This is a genomic window from Nonomuraea sp. NPDC049646 (assembly GCF_044465525.1).
Lineage (GTDB): Bacteria > Actinomycetota > Actinomycetes > Streptosporangiales > Streptosporangiaceae > Nonomuraea.
Genome location: NZ_JBITLU010000014.1, coordinates 189,033 through 202,908, shown reverse-complemented (window position 1 = coordinate 202,908; position 13,876 = coordinate 189,033). Strand labels below are relative to the sequence as shown.

Below are 13,876 nucleotides of genomic sequence, written 5' to 3'. Positions count from 1 at the left end.
GAGCGGGCCCACGCCCGGCAGGCGATGACAGACATCTTGTACGCCCGCGTGGCGAAGGCCGGGTGCGAGCTCCGCGCCGCCCGCGCCCAGCTCAAGCAGTTCTCCAACACCGGCGAGCTGACGGAGCACCAAGCCTTCAGCGTCTACGCCGACATCGTCGCCACCACCCAGAAGATGGCCCGCCTGGCCCCCCACGGCGACGTCTACGCCGCCGCCTACCAGCAACAGCTCGACCGAGAACTGCTCGTAGCGCGGCACCTGCGCGAGCAGGGCAACCCCCTCATCCTCCCGGAGGGCTACTAGATGGACTACACCCTGCCCACCGGCCTGGCCGCATGGCTGCACCGCCACGACGCGCACGTCCAGGCCGCCGTCCAGCTCCTCGTCGACCATGGCCACTGGCTGAACGACCCCACGTTTGTGGCGGTCGCCATCCAGCACAGCACCACCGGCCTTCTCTCCTACATCGACTGGGACCGCGTCCAGCAGGCGATCGACGACCGCGCCTTCCCGGCCACCACCTCCGAGTTGGCCATCTTGCGCCTGGCCGTCATGCTGGGCCGCGACGACCTCAACCTGTGCACGCTCGACCAGCGCCACCGCGAGCAGGTGCTGCAGGCCATGACCTACGCCCTCACCAGGCGGCCGTCATGACACACCCCTGGCCCGGCTGGGACCGCCACCAGGTCCAGGTGCGCGACGTCGAGCCGGTCACCGGCCACCTGGAACGTGACACCCTGCTTGCCGCGCTGGTCTCGGTCGAGGCCCGGCTCGGCGAGCGCCGGGGCTGGAACCAGCCGCCCCGGCTGTGGACGCTCCACCTGCCCCACCTCGGCCAGGCCCGCATCGACCTGTACGTCATCCCACGCAGGCTCTGGAACCCGCGCGGCCACCCGGTCGACGACCTCCTCACCTACGCCGCCCGCATGCCGCGCCCACGCGACGGGCTGCCGGTGGTGGACTTCGCCGACAGCCCCGGCGGATTCTGCGGCCTGGCCATGATGACCGAAGGCTACGGCGTCGACCAAGAGCACCTGACCGCGCAGGAGATGGACCGGGCCCGCGCCGGCGAACGGGTCGCCCTGAACCATCCGGACCGGGCGGAGATCCGCTGTGTCACCGCCGTCGACATCAACGCGTACACCTACCACGTCCAGCGGTTCCGCGGACAGGAACCCACGCGGCGCGTGCTCGACAACGGCCGCGGCCGCGTGCCCTCGGCGCTCGGCCGGATCACCGCCGCCCTGCGGCCCACCCGCTCCGCGCCCCCCGCACCCTGAACCACAGCCCCCTGGAGGCATCCCGTGAACACCCCCGTCACCGGCAGCCCCGGCCTGCCCGACACCCTCGCCGCGCTGCTCGCCCAGGCGCTCGACTCCGGCCAGATCACCGGCCAGACCGCGCTGGCCTGCGAGGACCTGCTGCAGCGCAGCCAGCCCGCCCCTGCTGGCCCGCCCGCGGACGGCCCCCTGCCGTACCGCTGCTGGGTCATGAACCCCACCAACGGCGACCACGTGTCCGGCTTCGCCCAGGCCCACCACTACCGCACCAGCGCCGAGGCCGACAAGGCGCTGGCCACGTACTTCTCTGACGCCCGCCACCGCGTGACGGCCGGCCAGCTGCCCGAGCCGTGTGTGCTGATCGTCTGCTCCTGCTGCCGGCAACCATTCGACCGCCTCATAAGGCGCGGCAGCGATCCCATGGAAGCGCAGGGCTGCAGCGACGCCGCCGACAGCCACTTCACCAGCCGCGCTGCCGCCGTCGAGGCCGCCAGTGAGGCCGGATGGGTCATTCACGGCGAGCCCCTGTGCCACTACTGCAACCTGTGCACCTGCCCCTGCTCCATGGAACGCGACTACATCGCGGAGATGACCACCAACTACCGGGCCGTGCGGGAGCTGCACACGCTGCTGGGGGAGATGGCCGTGCGCGAGCGGCAGACGCGCCGCCTGGTGGAAGCGCTGGCCGGTGAAGGGCTGGACGGACAGCTCTCCACCTCCGACACCCTCGACGCCGACGCCGCGCTCGACGCGATCGCCGCCGGGCTCCGGACGCTGAAGCGCATCGGCGTGTGCCTCGACGACGAGCTGGCCCGCCAGCTGACCGCGTGCACCGGGATCCCGCACGCCCGTCTGCGCGACCTCGAACCGGCAGCACCCGAGCAGCAGCCCGGCTGACCTCGGATTCAGCAGCCGGCACTGCCGGCCGCCGGCTACCGGCAACTCTGCTCCGTATCCGAATGACTCGAATCCGTCACCTTCGCGCCGAAGAAAGGCCAATCTGACCCTTATGAGAGTCCCCACCCCGCACGCGCGCCCGGCGCACCGGGACGCGACCACTCACCACGGAGGCCGATGATGATGTCAGCGCGCTCCCTGCTCGCTGACGGCCTGCTGCGCTGCGGCGTCGACGGCCGCAACCTGCACGAGCACCTGCGCGAGAGCGGCCGTGTCTACGTGTGCTTCGCCGCCGGCACCGGCTGCGGCGGCGTCACCATCGACGCTGACCTCCTGGACAACCACGTCGCCGCCCGGGTCCTGGGCCGCTTCGCCCAGCCGCCCATCCGCGACCGGCTGTGGAGCGCCATGCAGCGCCGTCACGGCGCACCGCCCGACCTGGACCCCGACCAGTGGGTGAGCGACCTGGCCGGCTGGTGGACCAATGAGGCCACCACCACCACCGAGCGGCGCGAGCTCGTGATGACCATCCTCGACCACCTCACGGTGGCTCCCGCGGCAGGGCCCGACACCGCAGACCTGGAACGGGTCACCTGGCACTGGCGGTAGCCGGCCCCTGCCCCCGCTCCTGTCCACAACCCCCACAAGATCAACCGAAGAAGGGACACCATGCACGACGACCGGGCCACAACGGCCAACCCCTCCAGAGTCCGCACGGACCGGCCTGGAGACAGCACGCCGGGCCAGCTCCGCGCCGGCACGTGCTCCCAGCCCACCGGCGGGCCCGGCCTGGACGAGATGCGCGCCTCCCTCTACGACCAGGCGGCCAAGCTCGGCCTGCAGATCATCGACCCGAACCGGCGAACCCCCGGCACCGTCCGGCTCCGCTTCGACGGCGCGCTCGACGACATCAACGAGGCCATCGGCCTGCTCACCCAGCGCGAGGTCCACCTGCAGGACCAGTCCGCCCCCCAGGCCAAGCGCGAGTCGCGCGGCGGCGTCCTCGTCTACGCCACCCTCAACCTGCTGCACCCCGACAACACCCTGCGCGGCCAGCCGGAAAGCTGCGTCTGAGCAGCGGCTGCCCACCAGCACGGGACGCGCGGCTGAGCGGCCTCGCCTCGAGGCCGCTCAGCGCGCCGGCGCCCACCCCGCCTACCCTCCACCGCCCGAAGAGAAAGGCATGTCCGTGAAGTCCAACATGACTCCCGAGCAGCACATGGACCGCGCCCACCAACTGCTGGCCGAAGCCGCCACAGCCCAGCCGTGGGGCAAGGGCGCCATGCTCGCCCAGCTCGCGTCTGCGCACTTCGCCGCCGTGACCGCCCTGCGCTCCCTCCAGCCTCCCGGGCGCCTCAGTACGCCCGCGAACCCCCGGGGGATCGTCAGCGTCCGTCTCGGCGGCCACCCCGAGGACGTCAAGGACGCGGTCGCCCTGCTGTCCGGCAAGCACATCCACCTCGACCACCAGCAGGAGTGGCCGGGGGCGGCGGGGACCGACGTCGCCGGTGACCTCGACATCAGCGAGTGGCGCGCCTACGTCCTGGCACACCACCCGGACGTCGCCGAGCGGGTCCAGGCGGGCGCCGGACAGGACGAGGTCAAGGCGAGCGCCCCCGCTGGCGGCGTGCGGTGGGGTGACCTCGTCCGGCCCCGCCCGCCGGCAGCGGCCCCGTCCGGCGACGGACAAGCTCCAGGAGCGGCCGCAGGGAGCCCCCGGTGAACGACGACCGGCAACAGGAGGAGGAGCGCCGCCGGGCCGCGCTGATCGCCGAGGCGGCCGAGCTGGGCCTCACACTGGTCCGCCCGGCGCCATACGTGCCCGAGTACGTGCAGGTGCGGCTGGAGGGGCGGCCCCGCGACATCGAGACGACCATCGACCTGCTCGTCTCCCGCGGCATCAACCTCGCCACGCGCAGCGAGGACCGCCCCACCCGCGCCGACCGGGTCGAGACGTGGTTCACCCTGCACCTGGACCGGCCCGGCAACCAGCCCGACGACGCCATGCCCGCCTGGCGGGTGCTGTGGAAGCCCGGCGACGACATGATCCCCTGGGACGCCATGCTGCTGCGCTGGGACGACCCAGCACAACCGATCGGCCGGATCCGGCGACCGTGGCGCGACCAGCCGCCGCCCGAGACGCTGCCGGCGCCGCTGCTGGACGAGCAAGGCCGGGAAATCGGTCAAGTCCTGCAGGCCGTCGCCGAGGACGAAGGGCTGAAGATCTCCGGCCTGCTCGCCGCCGACCAGCTCCACGAGGTCATGCGCGCCGGCGGCGTCGACAGCTACTTCCGCCTCCGTCCGAGCAAGAACGACGACGACCGCCCCACCTACTGCAGCTCGCGCGACCCGGTGCGGGAGTTGGTGGACCCGTGGAGGATTCCGGCGGTGCGGTTGTCGTCTCGCGCTCCGCACGCGCGCATCAACGTCGTCTTCCCGCCCAAGCAGCCCGCCGGGCCGCCGCCGGTCCCTTCGGAGGCGGCCGCATGCCTCGAATGAGGATCGTCACCATCTGGCAGCCCTGGGCCTACTGCGTCGGGGCCGGGCTCAAGCCTGTGGAGAACCGCAGCCAGCACGCCTACCACCGCGGCCCCGTTGCGATCCACGCCGGGCTGAAGGCCGACACCATGGCGCGGATCCCCGTGCCCGCGGCGGCCGCCGCGCTGGAGGCCGCGGGAGGCCTCGACCGGCTGTGGCGGGCCGGCGTCGACGAGCCGGGCCCGCCGTTGCTCGCGCGCGGCGCGATCATCGCGGTCGCCGACCTGGTGGACAGCCACCACAGCGATCCCGGCCAGGACGGCCTGCTGAGCATGCCGCGCTGCCTGGATCGCGAGCGCGGCCTGTGCTCGCCCTGGGCGATCGCGGGCAAGGTGCACTGGCAGCTGGCCAACGTGCGGCCGCTGGCCGAGCCGATGCCGTACCGGGGGACGCTCGGCCTGCACCCGCTGCTGCCTCAGGTCGAGGCTGAAGTCCTCGCCCGGATCACGGTTTCGCCTCTCCCGGCCCCGCCGGTGTCGGTAGGGTCTACGGCGGGCCCAGGCCACGGCTGAGCCCCGCAGACCGCGCCACGCACGACCCCCGGAGCAGCAGGACGCCCGGGGGTCGCGTCGTATCCCACACGCTTACCCGGGGGACGGAATGAACCACGCCGGCGGTGCCGCATGAGGTGCTTCACCGACGTCTCGTGCAGGTTCTACCTGCGCCAGAGCGCGTCAGGCGGCTACACCTACACCGGGCTCGGTGACGGCCTGGACGGCAGCGGGGCGCTGCCGACCACGCACCCGCCTGCCGTCGGGGACCTGGTCGCGCTCGGTGGCGGCGTGTATCGCGTGGTCGACCGGCTGTGGGTCTATCCGGTCTACGGCAGCCAGTACTGGCCTGCCGCGGGGCTGGTGGGGCCGCTCGGTGTGACGGTGCTGGTCGAAGCGGCCGACGGCTTGTTCGTCCAGGAGGTCCCGGTCGAGGTTCCGGAAGCCGGCCTCGCCAGCACCACCAATACCGGACATTGTGATCTATAAAGTAAAGGCGGTCGGGCTGTGCGGCGAGTTCCTGGCAACCCCCTCGCCGGCCGCGGCCTACGATCTGTGCCCGTGACTGCCACGCTCGCCGACCTGACGCCCCTGCTGATCGCGGCTGCCGCCTGCCTCGTCGCCGCCGTCGTGCGCCTGTGCGAGCGACGGCGGCGCACCCGGGCGAGCGAGCACGCGATCGCCGCCGCCTGCGAGCACCTGCGCAGCCAGCTCGCCGATGACGCCTGCCCCACCATGCCGCTGCAGATCGTGGCCCCCGCCAGTGCCCGCCAGCCGCCGCGGCGTACCACCGCCGCCTCGCACGCGCCCGCTCGCCCGGTCTCCCGCCGCAGGCCGGCTGTTCCCGCCGGCCGGAACGCCGACGCCTTCCTCGTCTCTCTCCAGACCGGCCACCACTGGCAGGCCCCGCCTCCGGCGGCCGCAGACATGATCGCCATGACGCCCCGTGGCAGCGCCGCCGGACGGAAGGCGTCCACCGTGGGTGGCCTGCAGACCGCGTGAGCGGTCAGGGACGCGCGGCCAGGACCTGAGGCACCCGGCTGTGACGCGCCACCATGGCGGCCAGGTCGCGGTCGATGTAGCCCAGGCAGGTGAGGATCGCGTCGTGGTCGGCGACCAGGTGGCGGTGGTGGATCGCACCATGGTGGGCGATCTTGTTGCGGAAGATCCTCAGGTGGTCGACCTTCCGGTGCAGCGCCTGCCTGCGCCCTCGAAAGCCGGGAAAGGCCCGGAACAGGGCGGTGCGCCACAGCCGCTGGTCATAGCCGTTGCCGGGCCCCAGCAGGGACACGTAGAAGCCGAACGACAGTTCCTCGGTGATCATGTGCGGGGTGGGGGTCAGGCCGACCCGCAGGAGTTGCTGCTCGGCCTCGTTGACCCGCTGGCGGCCGCCGTAGGTGAGCTGGGGGCGCGGATCGTTCCACCAGTCGTCGCGGCCGAACCGGTGGACGAGCTCGCGCGTCATGGCGCTGCGCATGGCGACCTCCAGGTACTGCAGGGGCCCGAAGAACGCTTCGCTGATCTCGGTGTTCCAGCAGTGCAGCCGCAGTGCGGCGACCGGATCGCCGCCGCAGCGCAACTCGTAGTCGGCCAGGCGTAAGGGGGAGAGAAGGTCGCACAGCCGCCTGGCCTCGGCGTTATCCATCCTGGCCCGCCTCCCGGTTTCCTGTAGTTCCCTGCCAGCACACGGGGTGATACCGTCGAGTCATAAGCCCCGGTCTTGCCTCTGCATTGCACGCAGCCGGGGCACAGCCTTTTCCTGGGGGCGATAGCCGCGACCGCGGCTGTCAGAAGCCCTTGCTGACTTGGCGGTGCCAGTCGATCGGGATGCGTAGCTCCCAGTGGCCCGCGCCCTCGCCGGTCGCACCGTCGGGCCTGCCGCACGTACACGACCACGGGTGTGGCTCATCGCCGGGCAGCGGGGGCCAAAAACGCAGCACGACCGTGCCGAACGGCGCAGTCTCCGGATTCTGGGGAGCGTCTGCCAGGAAGAACTGCAGCTGCTTCGGGCCTGCCTCGAACAGCCCGATGGGGAGGCTCTGGTAGCCGTTGCCGCCGGTGAAGTGGGCTTCGCCCAGCACCCGGTAGCTCCTGGGAAGGTCGATCGTCCCGGCGAACCAGGCCCTCCCGCGGCCGTTGTCCGGCTTGTGCAGCCGGGGCTTCAGGATGCCCGGATGCGGTGGCGCCATCTCCTGGTGCCAGCGATCCAGCTCCACCCGGGCGACCTTCGCCGCCTCGTCCGCGGAACGTTCGGCGGCCGCGGCCGCCCGCTCGGCGGCGTCCGCGGACAGCTTCGCCGCGCTCGCCGATGTGGCTCCGGCGTCGGCCGACTTCTCGCTGGCGACCGCGGACCGGCGGGAGATCTTCTTCATGCCGACGTTGTAGACGACGCCGGCCAGGGCGACAGCCGCGCTGCCGAGCGCGATGTAGGTCTCGGCGTCCCAGTCCGGCATCTGCGGTCTCCTGCAAGGTGAATGGGGGGGCAGGCTGCCACCACGGCGGGGATGGGGCAGGCGAAGGTGCACAGCACACCGTACGCAGACCACCACGGGGCGCAAGACCTATAAGACAGACGAACTGTCACTGTCACACGTCATGCTGGACACCGTTCCTTGCCCCCCGCAGGCGCGCAAGCGGCGCCGCCTGCCGACCGACAAGGTGTCATCCCCCATGACGACCAGTAAGGGCCGCACGACGGCGCACAACGCCTCCCAGCTGCAAAAGGCCATGGACATCACCGCCGAGCAACTGGCCCGCGCCCAAGCCGCCGGCCTCATCCCCGACCACGACATGAAGACACCGCGCTGGTCGGGTCCGCTCGTCGACCAGCTCGTCGCCCGCAGGCAGGAGATCCTCGACGCTCTCCCGGACGACCTGTCGCAGGACCAGCTGATGCAGGCGCTCGGCATGACCTACGGGCAATGGCGGCGCGCCGAGGAGGCCGGCCTGCTGCCCGCGCCGGACCGCGGCGAGTTCTGGACCCGGCCGGTCGCCGACGAACTGATCGCCCGCGCAGACGAGCTGCGCGAGCAGACCCCGCCGCAGCCGCTCGGCGCCGCGCGCTGCGCCCAGCTGCTGAGCGAGGCCGTCGGCGTCGAGGTCGACCTCGACGACTTCCGGACCCTGGTGAAGGCCGGCCACACCGAGGCCGTCTCCTCCTACAAGAAGTGGAACCTGTACGACGTCGGCCGCCTCCACCAGCTCGTCTCCACCGGCGAGGGGCGGCGGCTCGTCATCGACGTCGTGGCAGAACGGCAGGCATGGCTCGCCGGATCCATGCCCGCCAGGGACGCAGCGCATTACCTGGGCTGGAGCGAGGAGGACTTCGTACGCGTGGCCGCCCAGCGCGACATCCGGCCGGGCCGGTTCGACCGCTACGCCCGCACCGACGTCGCCGCCCTGGCCGACGACGAGGACCTGGTCGAACGCGTACGCCGCGAGCGGCTGCTCGGCCCCGAGCAGGCCGCCCAGCACATGGAGATCCGCCGGCGGGACTTCGACTACGTGGTGGCCGCCGGCTGGGTGGCGCCGTCCACGTTCGTCGAACGGGAGCTCGGTGACCGTTCCAGGCCCTTCAAGACCATCCGCGTGCCTCTCTACCAGGTCGGGGACCTGGAGGACGCCTTGGCGACGCCGGGGGTGGACTGGGAGGAGGTGCGCGCGGTCAAGCCCGGTGCGCCCTCGCCGCTGCGGGAGCACACCCGGCTGCCGATCGCCCGCGCCGACGCCGTCCGCGCCTTCTGCGGGGACCTGAGCAGCACGTGGTCGGTGGAGGTGTGGCCACGCTGGGCCAACCGCGACGACGTCTGGCACATCGACTGGGAGCAACGGCCCGACGGCCACCCGACCAAGGCCGAGGTCCACACCGCCCTGCACGCGCACCGGGCCGCCCGCCGGCACGCCGGCCAGGTGGTGCTGTCGACGGCGGTCGGGGACGTCATCAACTGGGCACGCCGGATGCTCCAGCCGGGCGCCGCGGTGGTGCTCGACACCGAGACGACAGGCCTCGACGGACTCGTGATCGAGATCGGCTGCGTGGACGCCTACGACGGATCGGTCCTGCTGCACACGCTCGTCAACCCGGCCGGGGTGCCGGTCGAGCCGGGGGCGCGGGCCGTGCACGGCATCTGTGACGAGGACCTGGCGGGCGCGCCGCGGTGGGAGGAGGTGTGGCCGCTGCTGGCGGCCGCGGTGGAAGGCCGCCAGATCCTGGCCTACAACGCGCCGTTCGACCGCGGCCGGATCGCCGCCACCCACGCCCACGCCGGCCTGGACCGCGCCCATCTGCCCGGGCAGGACCGGTGGGCGTGCCTGATGCAGGCCCGCTCGACATGGGCCAGGATCGGCTACCGGCTGCCGCTCGGCGGAGCGCACCGGGCGCTGGGCGATGCCCAGGACGGCCACGCCGTGCTGCACGCGATGGCCACCCCCGCGCGCTGAACACCGGCCGGGCCTCGCGCGTGGGAGGGGGGATTTCGCTGCTTCCTATGGCCTGGCCGGTCGAGGGGCGACATCATCGTGGTCATGGCCCCATGGCATCCCCGGCGCGGCCCCTGCCGGGATGAGCTGTGCTGGACGTGTACCCCGCATACCGATCTGCGGGACATGATCGGTGACGATCCGTGGGGGCGGCGGATCTTCAAGGCGCTCGTGCGCGGCGGCTACACCACCGCCGCCGCGGTGCACGCGGCCAGTGACGCCGACCTTGCCCGGGTCAAGAGCATCGGCGCTGGAGCGGTCCACGTCCTGCGCGACCGCCGGCGGGGTGAGGGAGAGACGCTCCCGAGCCCGCCGCCGGAGCCTGCGCCGGCCGCTGTGAGGCTGGCCTCGGCCATCGAGCGGGCGATGGTGCGCCGCCAGACTCCGCCATCTCTGGGCCGATGACGGGTGCGGGCGTTCGGCTGCGGACGCCGGCAAGGAACGGTAGGAACGTTGTGCCGCCGCCTAGGAACTGATCACTCCCTGTTGCCCCCGCCCCTCAACCCGGCACCCCTCAGGGGCCCCGTCTACCGTGCGGGGCCCGGCGGGGTGCCGCGTGTGGCGTTTGGTGCCGGTCGTGTGTGAGCCGCTACGCTGCCAGACGGGATGGCCGATCCGAAGCCGATCAGGACACGCCATCCTGGCCAGGCTGGCCATCTGTGTGCGGCCCCGTGGCGGGGGGTTACGGGGCCGCACCCCCGTCGTCGTGGACCGTCACCTGTTAGAGGCAGACCTCCAGCAGTGGCGGTAGCTCCACACTCAACAGCCCGTCGCAGTCCTGCCCTGCCGGTTGGGCGGGTGGAGTGGTCGGCGAGGCGGGCGGGGTCGTGGGCGCGGTGGAGGGCTGGGCCGTCTGCTGCGAGCTGGTGGAGTCCTTCGACGGCGGCGTGCTGGGGGAGGGCGGTGCGGAGGAGCGGCCCGGCCGGGGACTGTCGGACGGGCTGCGCTCGTCCTTGTCGTCTTGGCCTGGCGGCTCCTGCTCGGCCGAGGGGGTTGTGGAGCGGACCGGCCGGGAGGCTGATGGCTTTCCCGCCGAGGTCATCTGGTCGCTGTCCGGTTCCGTGGTGGCCGGCGGATGGCGGTCGTCCCGGTCGGGGGGCTTGTCGTCCGGATCGGGGCTGGAGTCAGGTGTCGGTGGCCCGGTCGCAGATGTGGGGCTGGAACCCAGCGGGTCCGGGACAGGGCTCGCGGCAGCTTCGGTCCGGGGGTGCTCCTCGGGCTTGGCGTAGAGGTTGCTCAGGCTTCCGGTCAGGGCTAACGCCACCGTCGCCACGGTGATGACCACCACGGCGGCGCCGGTGGCCGCCTGTTTGGGGGCCTCGCGGGCCTTGTGCCATACCCAGGCCAAAGGGGCCGGGGCTGCCAGCCCCTGCAGGAGGGCCTTGGCGGCGCGCATCTGGCTGCGGGTCTGGCGGCTGTTGATGACCAGCGTGGAAGCGACCTGGACGGCGCCGATGGAGGAGGCCATCGGACGCAACGTCTGGCCGGGGGTGTCGCACTCGGTGGCCGCTGCGCAGATGTCGTTCCACGCCTGCAGCTCGTGCTCGGCGTCGGCGTGGCCGAGCGGTCGCAGAACTACGCGAACGGCTTGCTTGTCGACGTCGACCTGGATCGTCTGTATCTCCTCAGCGGGCGCGCGCAGGGCCTGGCTGATCTCCTGGGGAGCTTCGCGCAGCGCCATGGCGGCGTCAAGCGCACGTTCCAACGCCTCGATCTGCTGTTGAAGGCGCAGCCTCGTGGTCAGATCGGTCACGGTGTTGGCGTCGGCGTGGATGGCCTGGAGCCGTTGGATCGCTGCCTTGAAAATCTCGCGGAGTGATTCGTTGCCTGGCATAGGTGACAGCACCTCGGGGGGTCAGGAGGGGCATCGCCTAGGCTCGCCAGGAATGTGAATGTTGAACAGTCATGCCAGCCTACTGTAATCAAATGGTTACATTACGTATAGCGGTTGGCTGCAGGAAGTTGCCTTGCGGGGGTTGAGGCCGGTCTCCGGGTTCGCTTCAGGGCGCGGTAGACCTGGATGAGTGCTTCACGGTCCTCGTCGGTGAGGGCGGGGTCCGGCGTGTCCCACAAGTGCTGCGCTATCGCGTCGTCCGGGTAGCGGGCGGGGGAGGGTGTGGTGGCGTGCGCGTCGGTGGCAGGGGTGGTGGTGGGCTCCTGGCCACTCAGGAGGAGCCGGCAGCCTCCCGGTGCCCAGCCGAGTACTCGCTCGACACCTGCGTAGGTGAGTTTCTGCACGGTCTTGGCCTGCTCTACGCGCGACCAAGTCGTCGCGGACATGCCGGCTGCCTCCGCTGCGCGGTCGATGCTCAGGCCCAGCTCGAGGCGGCGGCTCTGCACGCGGTCGGCGAGGGCTGCCAAAGGCTCCACGGCGCCAGTCTGACAGAACTCAGGAAGGCTGTCCCGTTCTGGGTCATTGCTGGGGCCTCGGGCAGCCTTTAAGGACCCATAGTTGTGGCATTTCACGGCAACCTGTGCCATTCTATGGGCTGTGCGGGGAGTCCTCTGACCCCCAGGTCCCACCGCGTTAGGCGCTCGGGCTACCCGTACATCCGATCGAGATGCCTGATGGAGGGGACGGCATCTCGATCGGACTCGCGCCCCCGCCAGCCGGACCGCCGCCGACGGGGGCGCTCACATGTGCGTCCCGGCCGCCGATGGCGGGGCCGGCTGGCGTGTGGACGGCAGGACGAGGCTCGGAAACTTTGTCGTACTCAACTTGACTTCGAGCGTCGAGCCTCGCAATACTTGGTAGTGTTCAACACATCAAGATTGCTGGTGTCCGGACAGGCGCCATGTCGATCCCACCACCCCCCTCAGCTGCCCCCCGAAGGAGCGCAATCTCATGAGCGACAGCCTCCGTGACCGCCTGGCCGCCGCCGACGCCCTCTCCGGCCAGGCGACCGGCCCCGCCGACCCCCTCCACGGCGAAGCCATGGCGATCGCCGCCGACGTGGCACGCCAGGCCCTGCGCGACATCGCGCGCGCCCTCAAGGCGGACCGCTCGTGACCGAGGGCCGGCGCGGCGCCCAGGACCTGTCGGCGCCGGATCGGCCGCAGCACTCGCGGCTCGTCGTCGTGCCGTGCGGGAGCCGCAAGAGGGACACGCCCGTCCCCGTCCCTGCCGGTGACCTCTACGCCGGCTCCTATCACCGGGCCTGCCGCCGCGCCGCCGACGCCCTCACCGGAGCCCTCGGGGCTGGCGGACGCGTGCTGATCCTGTCGGCCCGCCACGGCCTGCTGGAGCTGCATCACCCCGTCGCCACGTACGACCTGCGCGCCGGCCGGGCGGGGACCGTGGGCGCCGTCGCGCTGTGCGCCCAGGCCGACGCGCTCGGCGTGACCGGGGCGCACGCCGTGGTGCTCGCCGGTCGCGCCTACGCCGAGCTGGCCCGGCTGGTCTGGCCGGACGCTTGCCTGCCTCTGGCCGGGACACGCGGCATCGGCGAGCAGATGTCGCGCCTGGCCGCCATCCGCGCGGCCGCCATCTGTCCGGCCGGTGTCCACCGGCTGGGGGAGGGCGCCGGGGAGAACGGCTGCTGCAGGCGTGCCGAAACTTCGTAGTGTTCAGGTTGACATCGTGAGGATGGATGCCGATACTTAGTAGTGTTCAATACGTCAAGGAAATGGGGGCTGGATGACCAGCAACAGCGAGCAGCTGATCAGCAAGATCGACAGCCTCATCGGCGGGTTCGTCGACCACGACGACACGGTCAGCCCCGTCGCCATGCGCTGCGCCCCCCAACCGGTCGCCTCCGACGGCAACCCCTTCGCCGGCCTCACCGTCATCAGCGCCTACACCCGCGCCGACATGATCGCCGACGGCCTCCTCATCGAGGTCCCCGCCCACCTGGTCCGCGAGGTCGCCTTCCGCGCCCCCGTCGCCATCACCTGCGCCGCCTGGGAGGACTGCGTCGCCTGGACCTGCGACGACAACGCCCGCAAGGGCATCTGCAACGACGAGACCGGCCGCCTCTGGGACGTCCTGTGGATGGCCCGCATGGCCGTCCGTCGAGCATCCGGCGACGCCTCCCGCGTCCGCTTCTCCCTCTACCGCGTTCCCCGCCCCGGCTCGGCCCGCGCCCCCCGCCAGGTCTGGCTCGACATCGTCGCAGGCCCCGGCGACCACGGCGAGCTGGTACTCACCATCATGCGCCCCGACGAGGACTGACCCCTCCTGTCCGCCCAACG

At 71.8% G+C, this 13,876-nt stretch carries 20 protein-coding genes; 16 read left to right on the top strand and 4 right to left on the bottom strand.

The genetic code is table 11. The features are described 5' to 3' along the window. The first annotated feature begins 24 nt into the window (after positions 1–24). From ACIBQ8_RS35960 to ACIBQ8_RS35910, 11 genes are all read left to right on the top strand, one after another. Positions 25–303 carry a hypothetical protein gene (locus tag ACIBQ8_RS35960; RefSeq protein ID WP_397194266.1) on the top strand — a complete coding sequence of 93 codons (279 nt, stop codon included), beginning with the start codon at positions 25–27 and terminating at the stop codon, positions 301–303. Next, the gene (locus ACIBQ8_RS35955; RefSeq protein ID WP_397194265.1) at positions 304–654 is read left to right on the top strand and encodes a hypothetical protein; all 351 of its coding nucleotides are present in this window, start codon (positions 304–306) and stop codon (positions 652–654) included. After that, positions 651–1,280 carry a hypothetical protein gene (locus tag ACIBQ8_RS35950; RefSeq protein WP_397194264.1) on the top strand — a complete coding sequence of 210 codons (630 nt, stop codon included), beginning with the start codon at positions 651–653 and terminating at the stop codon, positions 1,278–1,280. Before ACIBQ8_RS35955 ends, ACIBQ8_RS35950 begins: the two co-directional genes overlap by 4 nt. Before the next feature lie 24 nt (positions 1,281–1,304). Then, complete coding sequence (locus ACIBQ8_RS35945; protein ID WP_397194263.1) at positions 1,305–2,177, top strand: hypothetical protein; 873 nt, start codon at positions 1,305–1,307, stop codon at positions 2,175–2,177. 177 nt (positions 2,178–2,354) lie between these two features. Further along, the gene (locus tag ACIBQ8_RS35940; protein ID WP_397194262.1) at positions 2,355–2,786 is read left to right on the top strand and encodes a zinc ribbon domain-containing protein; all 432 of its coding nucleotides are present in this window, start codon (positions 2,355–2,357) and stop codon (positions 2,784–2,786) included. 60 nt (positions 2,787–2,846) lie between these two features. Then, positions 2,847–3,251 carry a hypothetical protein gene (locus ACIBQ8_RS35935; protein ID WP_397194261.1) on the top strand — a complete coding sequence of 135 codons (405 nt, stop codon included), beginning with the start codon at positions 2,847–2,849 and terminating at the stop codon, positions 3,249–3,251. Positions 3,252–3,360: 109 nt separating this feature from the next. Continuing rightward, the gene (locus tag ACIBQ8_RS35930) at positions 3,361–3,900 is read left to right on the top strand and encodes a hypothetical protein (protein WP_397194260.1); all 540 of its coding nucleotides are present in this window, start codon (positions 3,361–3,363) and stop codon (positions 3,898–3,900) included. After that, entirely contained in the window at positions 3,897–4,676 is a 780-nt protein-coding gene (locus ACIBQ8_RS35925) for a hypothetical protein (protein WP_397194259.1), read from the top strand. The genes ACIBQ8_RS35930 and ACIBQ8_RS35925 overlap by 4 nt, the downstream gene beginning before the upstream one ends. Continuing rightward, positions 4,664–5,227 (top strand): hypothetical protein, encoded by a 564-nt coding sequence (locus tag ACIBQ8_RS35920; RefSeq protein WP_397194258.1) that lies wholly within the window; start codon positions 4,664–4,666, stop codon positions 5,225–5,227. The genes ACIBQ8_RS35925 and ACIBQ8_RS35920 overlap by 13 nt, the downstream gene beginning before the upstream one ends. 111 nt (positions 5,228–5,338) lie before the next feature. Then, positions 5,339–5,695 carry a hypothetical protein gene (locus ACIBQ8_RS35915; RefSeq protein WP_397194257.1) on the top strand — a complete coding sequence of 119 codons (357 nt, stop codon included), beginning with the start codon at positions 5,339–5,341 and terminating at the stop codon, positions 5,693–5,695. Between the two features lie 72 nt (positions 5,696–5,767). Continuing rightward, positions 5,768–6,208, top strand: coding sequence for a hypothetical protein (locus ACIBQ8_RS35910; RefSeq protein ID WP_397194256.1), 441 nt, complete (start codon positions 5,768–5,770; stop codon positions 6,206–6,208). Positions 6,209–6,212: 4 nt separating this feature from the next. Here ACIBQ8_RS35910 and ACIBQ8_RS35905 read toward each other — a convergent pair whose 3' ends face one another. Both ACIBQ8_RS35905 and ACIBQ8_RS35900 read right to left on the bottom strand, forming a co-directional pair. Next, on the bottom strand, positions 6,213–6,851 hold the full coding sequence (locus tag ACIBQ8_RS35905; RefSeq protein WP_397194255.1) for a hypothetical protein: 639 nt from the start codon (positions 6,849–6,851) through the stop codon (positions 6,213–6,215). Between the two features lie 142 nt (positions 6,852–6,993). Continuing rightward, the gene (locus ACIBQ8_RS35900) at positions 6,994–7,659 is read right to left on the bottom strand and encodes a hypothetical protein (protein ID WP_397194254.1); all 666 of its coding nucleotides are present in this window, start codon (positions 7,657–7,659) and stop codon (positions 6,994–6,996) included. Positions 7,660–7,876: 217 nt separating this feature from the next. On the opposite strand from ACIBQ8_RS35900, the gene ACIBQ8_RS35895 reads away from it, so the two are divergent. Next, a complete protein-coding gene (locus ACIBQ8_RS35895) occupies positions 7,877–9,646 on the top strand; it encodes an exonuclease domain-containing protein (protein ID WP_397194253.1) in 1,770 nt (589 codons plus the stop codon). A gap of 165 nt (positions 9,647–9,811) precedes the next feature. Continuing rightward, positions 9,812–10,090 carry a hypothetical protein gene (locus ACIBQ8_RS35890; protein WP_397194252.1) on the top strand — a complete coding sequence of 93 codons (279 nt, stop codon included), beginning with the start codon at positions 9,812–9,814 and terminating at the stop codon, positions 10,088–10,090. A gap of 316 nt (positions 10,091–10,406) precedes the next feature. Here the strand turns inward: ACIBQ8_RS35890 and ACIBQ8_RS35885 are convergent, their stop codons facing one another. Both ACIBQ8_RS35885 and ACIBQ8_RS35880 read right to left on the bottom strand, forming a co-directional pair. After that, positions 10,407–11,519: a hypothetical protein gene (locus ACIBQ8_RS35885; protein ID WP_397194251.1), complete on the bottom strand. Its 1,113-nt coding sequence runs from the start codon at positions 11,517–11,519 to the stop codon at positions 10,407–10,409. Between the two features lie 101 nt (positions 11,520–11,620). Then, on the bottom strand, positions 11,621–12,055 hold the full coding sequence (locus tag ACIBQ8_RS35880; protein WP_397194250.1) for a helix-turn-helix domain-containing protein: 435 nt from the start codon (positions 12,053–12,055) through the stop codon (positions 11,621–11,623). Between the two features lie 475 nt (positions 12,056–12,530). Between ACIBQ8_RS35880 and ACIBQ8_RS35875 the strand changes: the two genes are divergently transcribed. The 3 genes from ACIBQ8_RS35875 (at position 12,531) to ACIBQ8_RS35865 (ending at position 13,856) form a co-directional block, all read left to right on the top strand. After that, the gene (locus tag ACIBQ8_RS35875) at positions 12,531–12,695 is read left to right on the top strand and encodes a hypothetical protein (RefSeq protein WP_397194249.1); all 165 of its coding nucleotides are present in this window, start codon (positions 12,531–12,533) and stop codon (positions 12,693–12,695) included. Continuing rightward, a complete protein-coding gene (locus ACIBQ8_RS35870; RefSeq protein WP_397194248.1) occupies positions 12,692–13,249 on the top strand; it encodes a DUF6884 domain-containing protein in 558 nt (185 codons plus the stop codon). The genes ACIBQ8_RS35875 and ACIBQ8_RS35870 overlap by 4 nt, the downstream gene beginning before the upstream one ends. 73 nt (positions 13,250–13,322) lie before the next feature. Next, the gene (locus ACIBQ8_RS35865) at positions 13,323–13,856 is read left to right on the top strand and encodes a DUF6573 family protein (RefSeq protein ID WP_397194247.1); all 534 of its coding nucleotides are present in this window, start codon (positions 13,323–13,325) and stop codon (positions 13,854–13,856) included. Positions 13,857–13,876: the final 20 nt, after the last annotated feature.

Excerpts from the sequence above, each read along its gene's own strand:
- ACIBQ8_RS35960 (WP_397194266.1), top strand. The coding sequence starts at position 25 with ATGACAGACATCTTGTACGCCCGCGTGGCGAAGGCCGGGTGCGAGCTC.
- ACIBQ8_RS35955 (WP_397194265.1), top strand. The coding sequence starts at position 304 with ATGGACTACACCCTGCCCACCGGCCTGGCCGCATGGCTGCACCGCCAC.
- ACIBQ8_RS35950 (WP_397194264.1), top strand. The coding sequence starts at position 651 with ATGACACACCCCTGGCCCGGCTGGGACCGCCACCAGGTCCAGGTGCGC.
- ACIBQ8_RS35940 (WP_397194262.1), top strand. The coding sequence starts at position 2,355 with ATGATGATGTCAGCGCGCTCCCTGCTCGCTGACGGCCTGCTGCGCTGC.
- ACIBQ8_RS35935 (WP_397194261.1), top strand. The coding sequence starts at position 2,847 with ATGCACGACGACCGGGCCACAACGGCCAACCCCTCCAGAGTCCGCACG.
- ACIBQ8_RS35930 (WP_397194260.1), top strand. The coding sequence starts at position 3,361 with ATGTCCGTGAAGTCCAACATGACTCCCGAGCAGCACATGGACCGCGCC.
- ACIBQ8_RS35920 (WP_397194258.1), top strand. The coding sequence starts at position 4,664 with ATGCCTCGAATGAGGATCGTCACCATCTGGCAGCCCTGGGCCTACTGC.
- ACIBQ8_RS35915 (WP_397194257.1), top strand. The coding sequence starts at position 5,339 with ATGAGGTGCTTCACCGACGTCTCGTGCAGGTTCTACCTGCGCCAGAGC.
- ACIBQ8_RS35905 (WP_397194255.1), bottom strand. The coding sequence starts at position 6,851 with ATGGATAACGCCGAGGCCAGGCGGCTGTGCGACCTTCTCTCCCCCTTA.
- ACIBQ8_RS35900 (WP_397194254.1), bottom strand. The coding sequence starts at position 7,659 with ATGCCGGACTGGGACGCCGAGACCTACATCGCGCTCGGCAGCGCGGCT.
- ACIBQ8_RS35895 (WP_397194253.1), top strand. The coding sequence starts at position 7,877 with ATGACGACCAGTAAGGGCCGCACGACGGCGCACAACGCCTCCCAGCTG.
- ACIBQ8_RS35890 (WP_397194252.1), top strand. The coding sequence starts at position 9,812 with ATGATCGGTGACGATCCGTGGGGGCGGCGGATCTTCAAGGCGCTCGTG.
- ACIBQ8_RS35885 (WP_397194251.1), bottom strand. The coding sequence starts at position 11,519 with ATGCCAGGCAACGAATCACTCCGCGAGATTTTCAAGGCAGCGATCCAA.
- ACIBQ8_RS35875 (WP_397194249.1), top strand. The coding sequence starts at position 12,531 with ATGAGCGACAGCCTCCGTGACCGCCTGGCCGCCGCCGACGCCCTCTCC.
- ACIBQ8_RS35865 (WP_397194247.1), top strand. The coding sequence starts at position 13,323 with ATGACCAGCAACAGCGAGCAGCTGATCAGCAAGATCGACAGCCTCATC.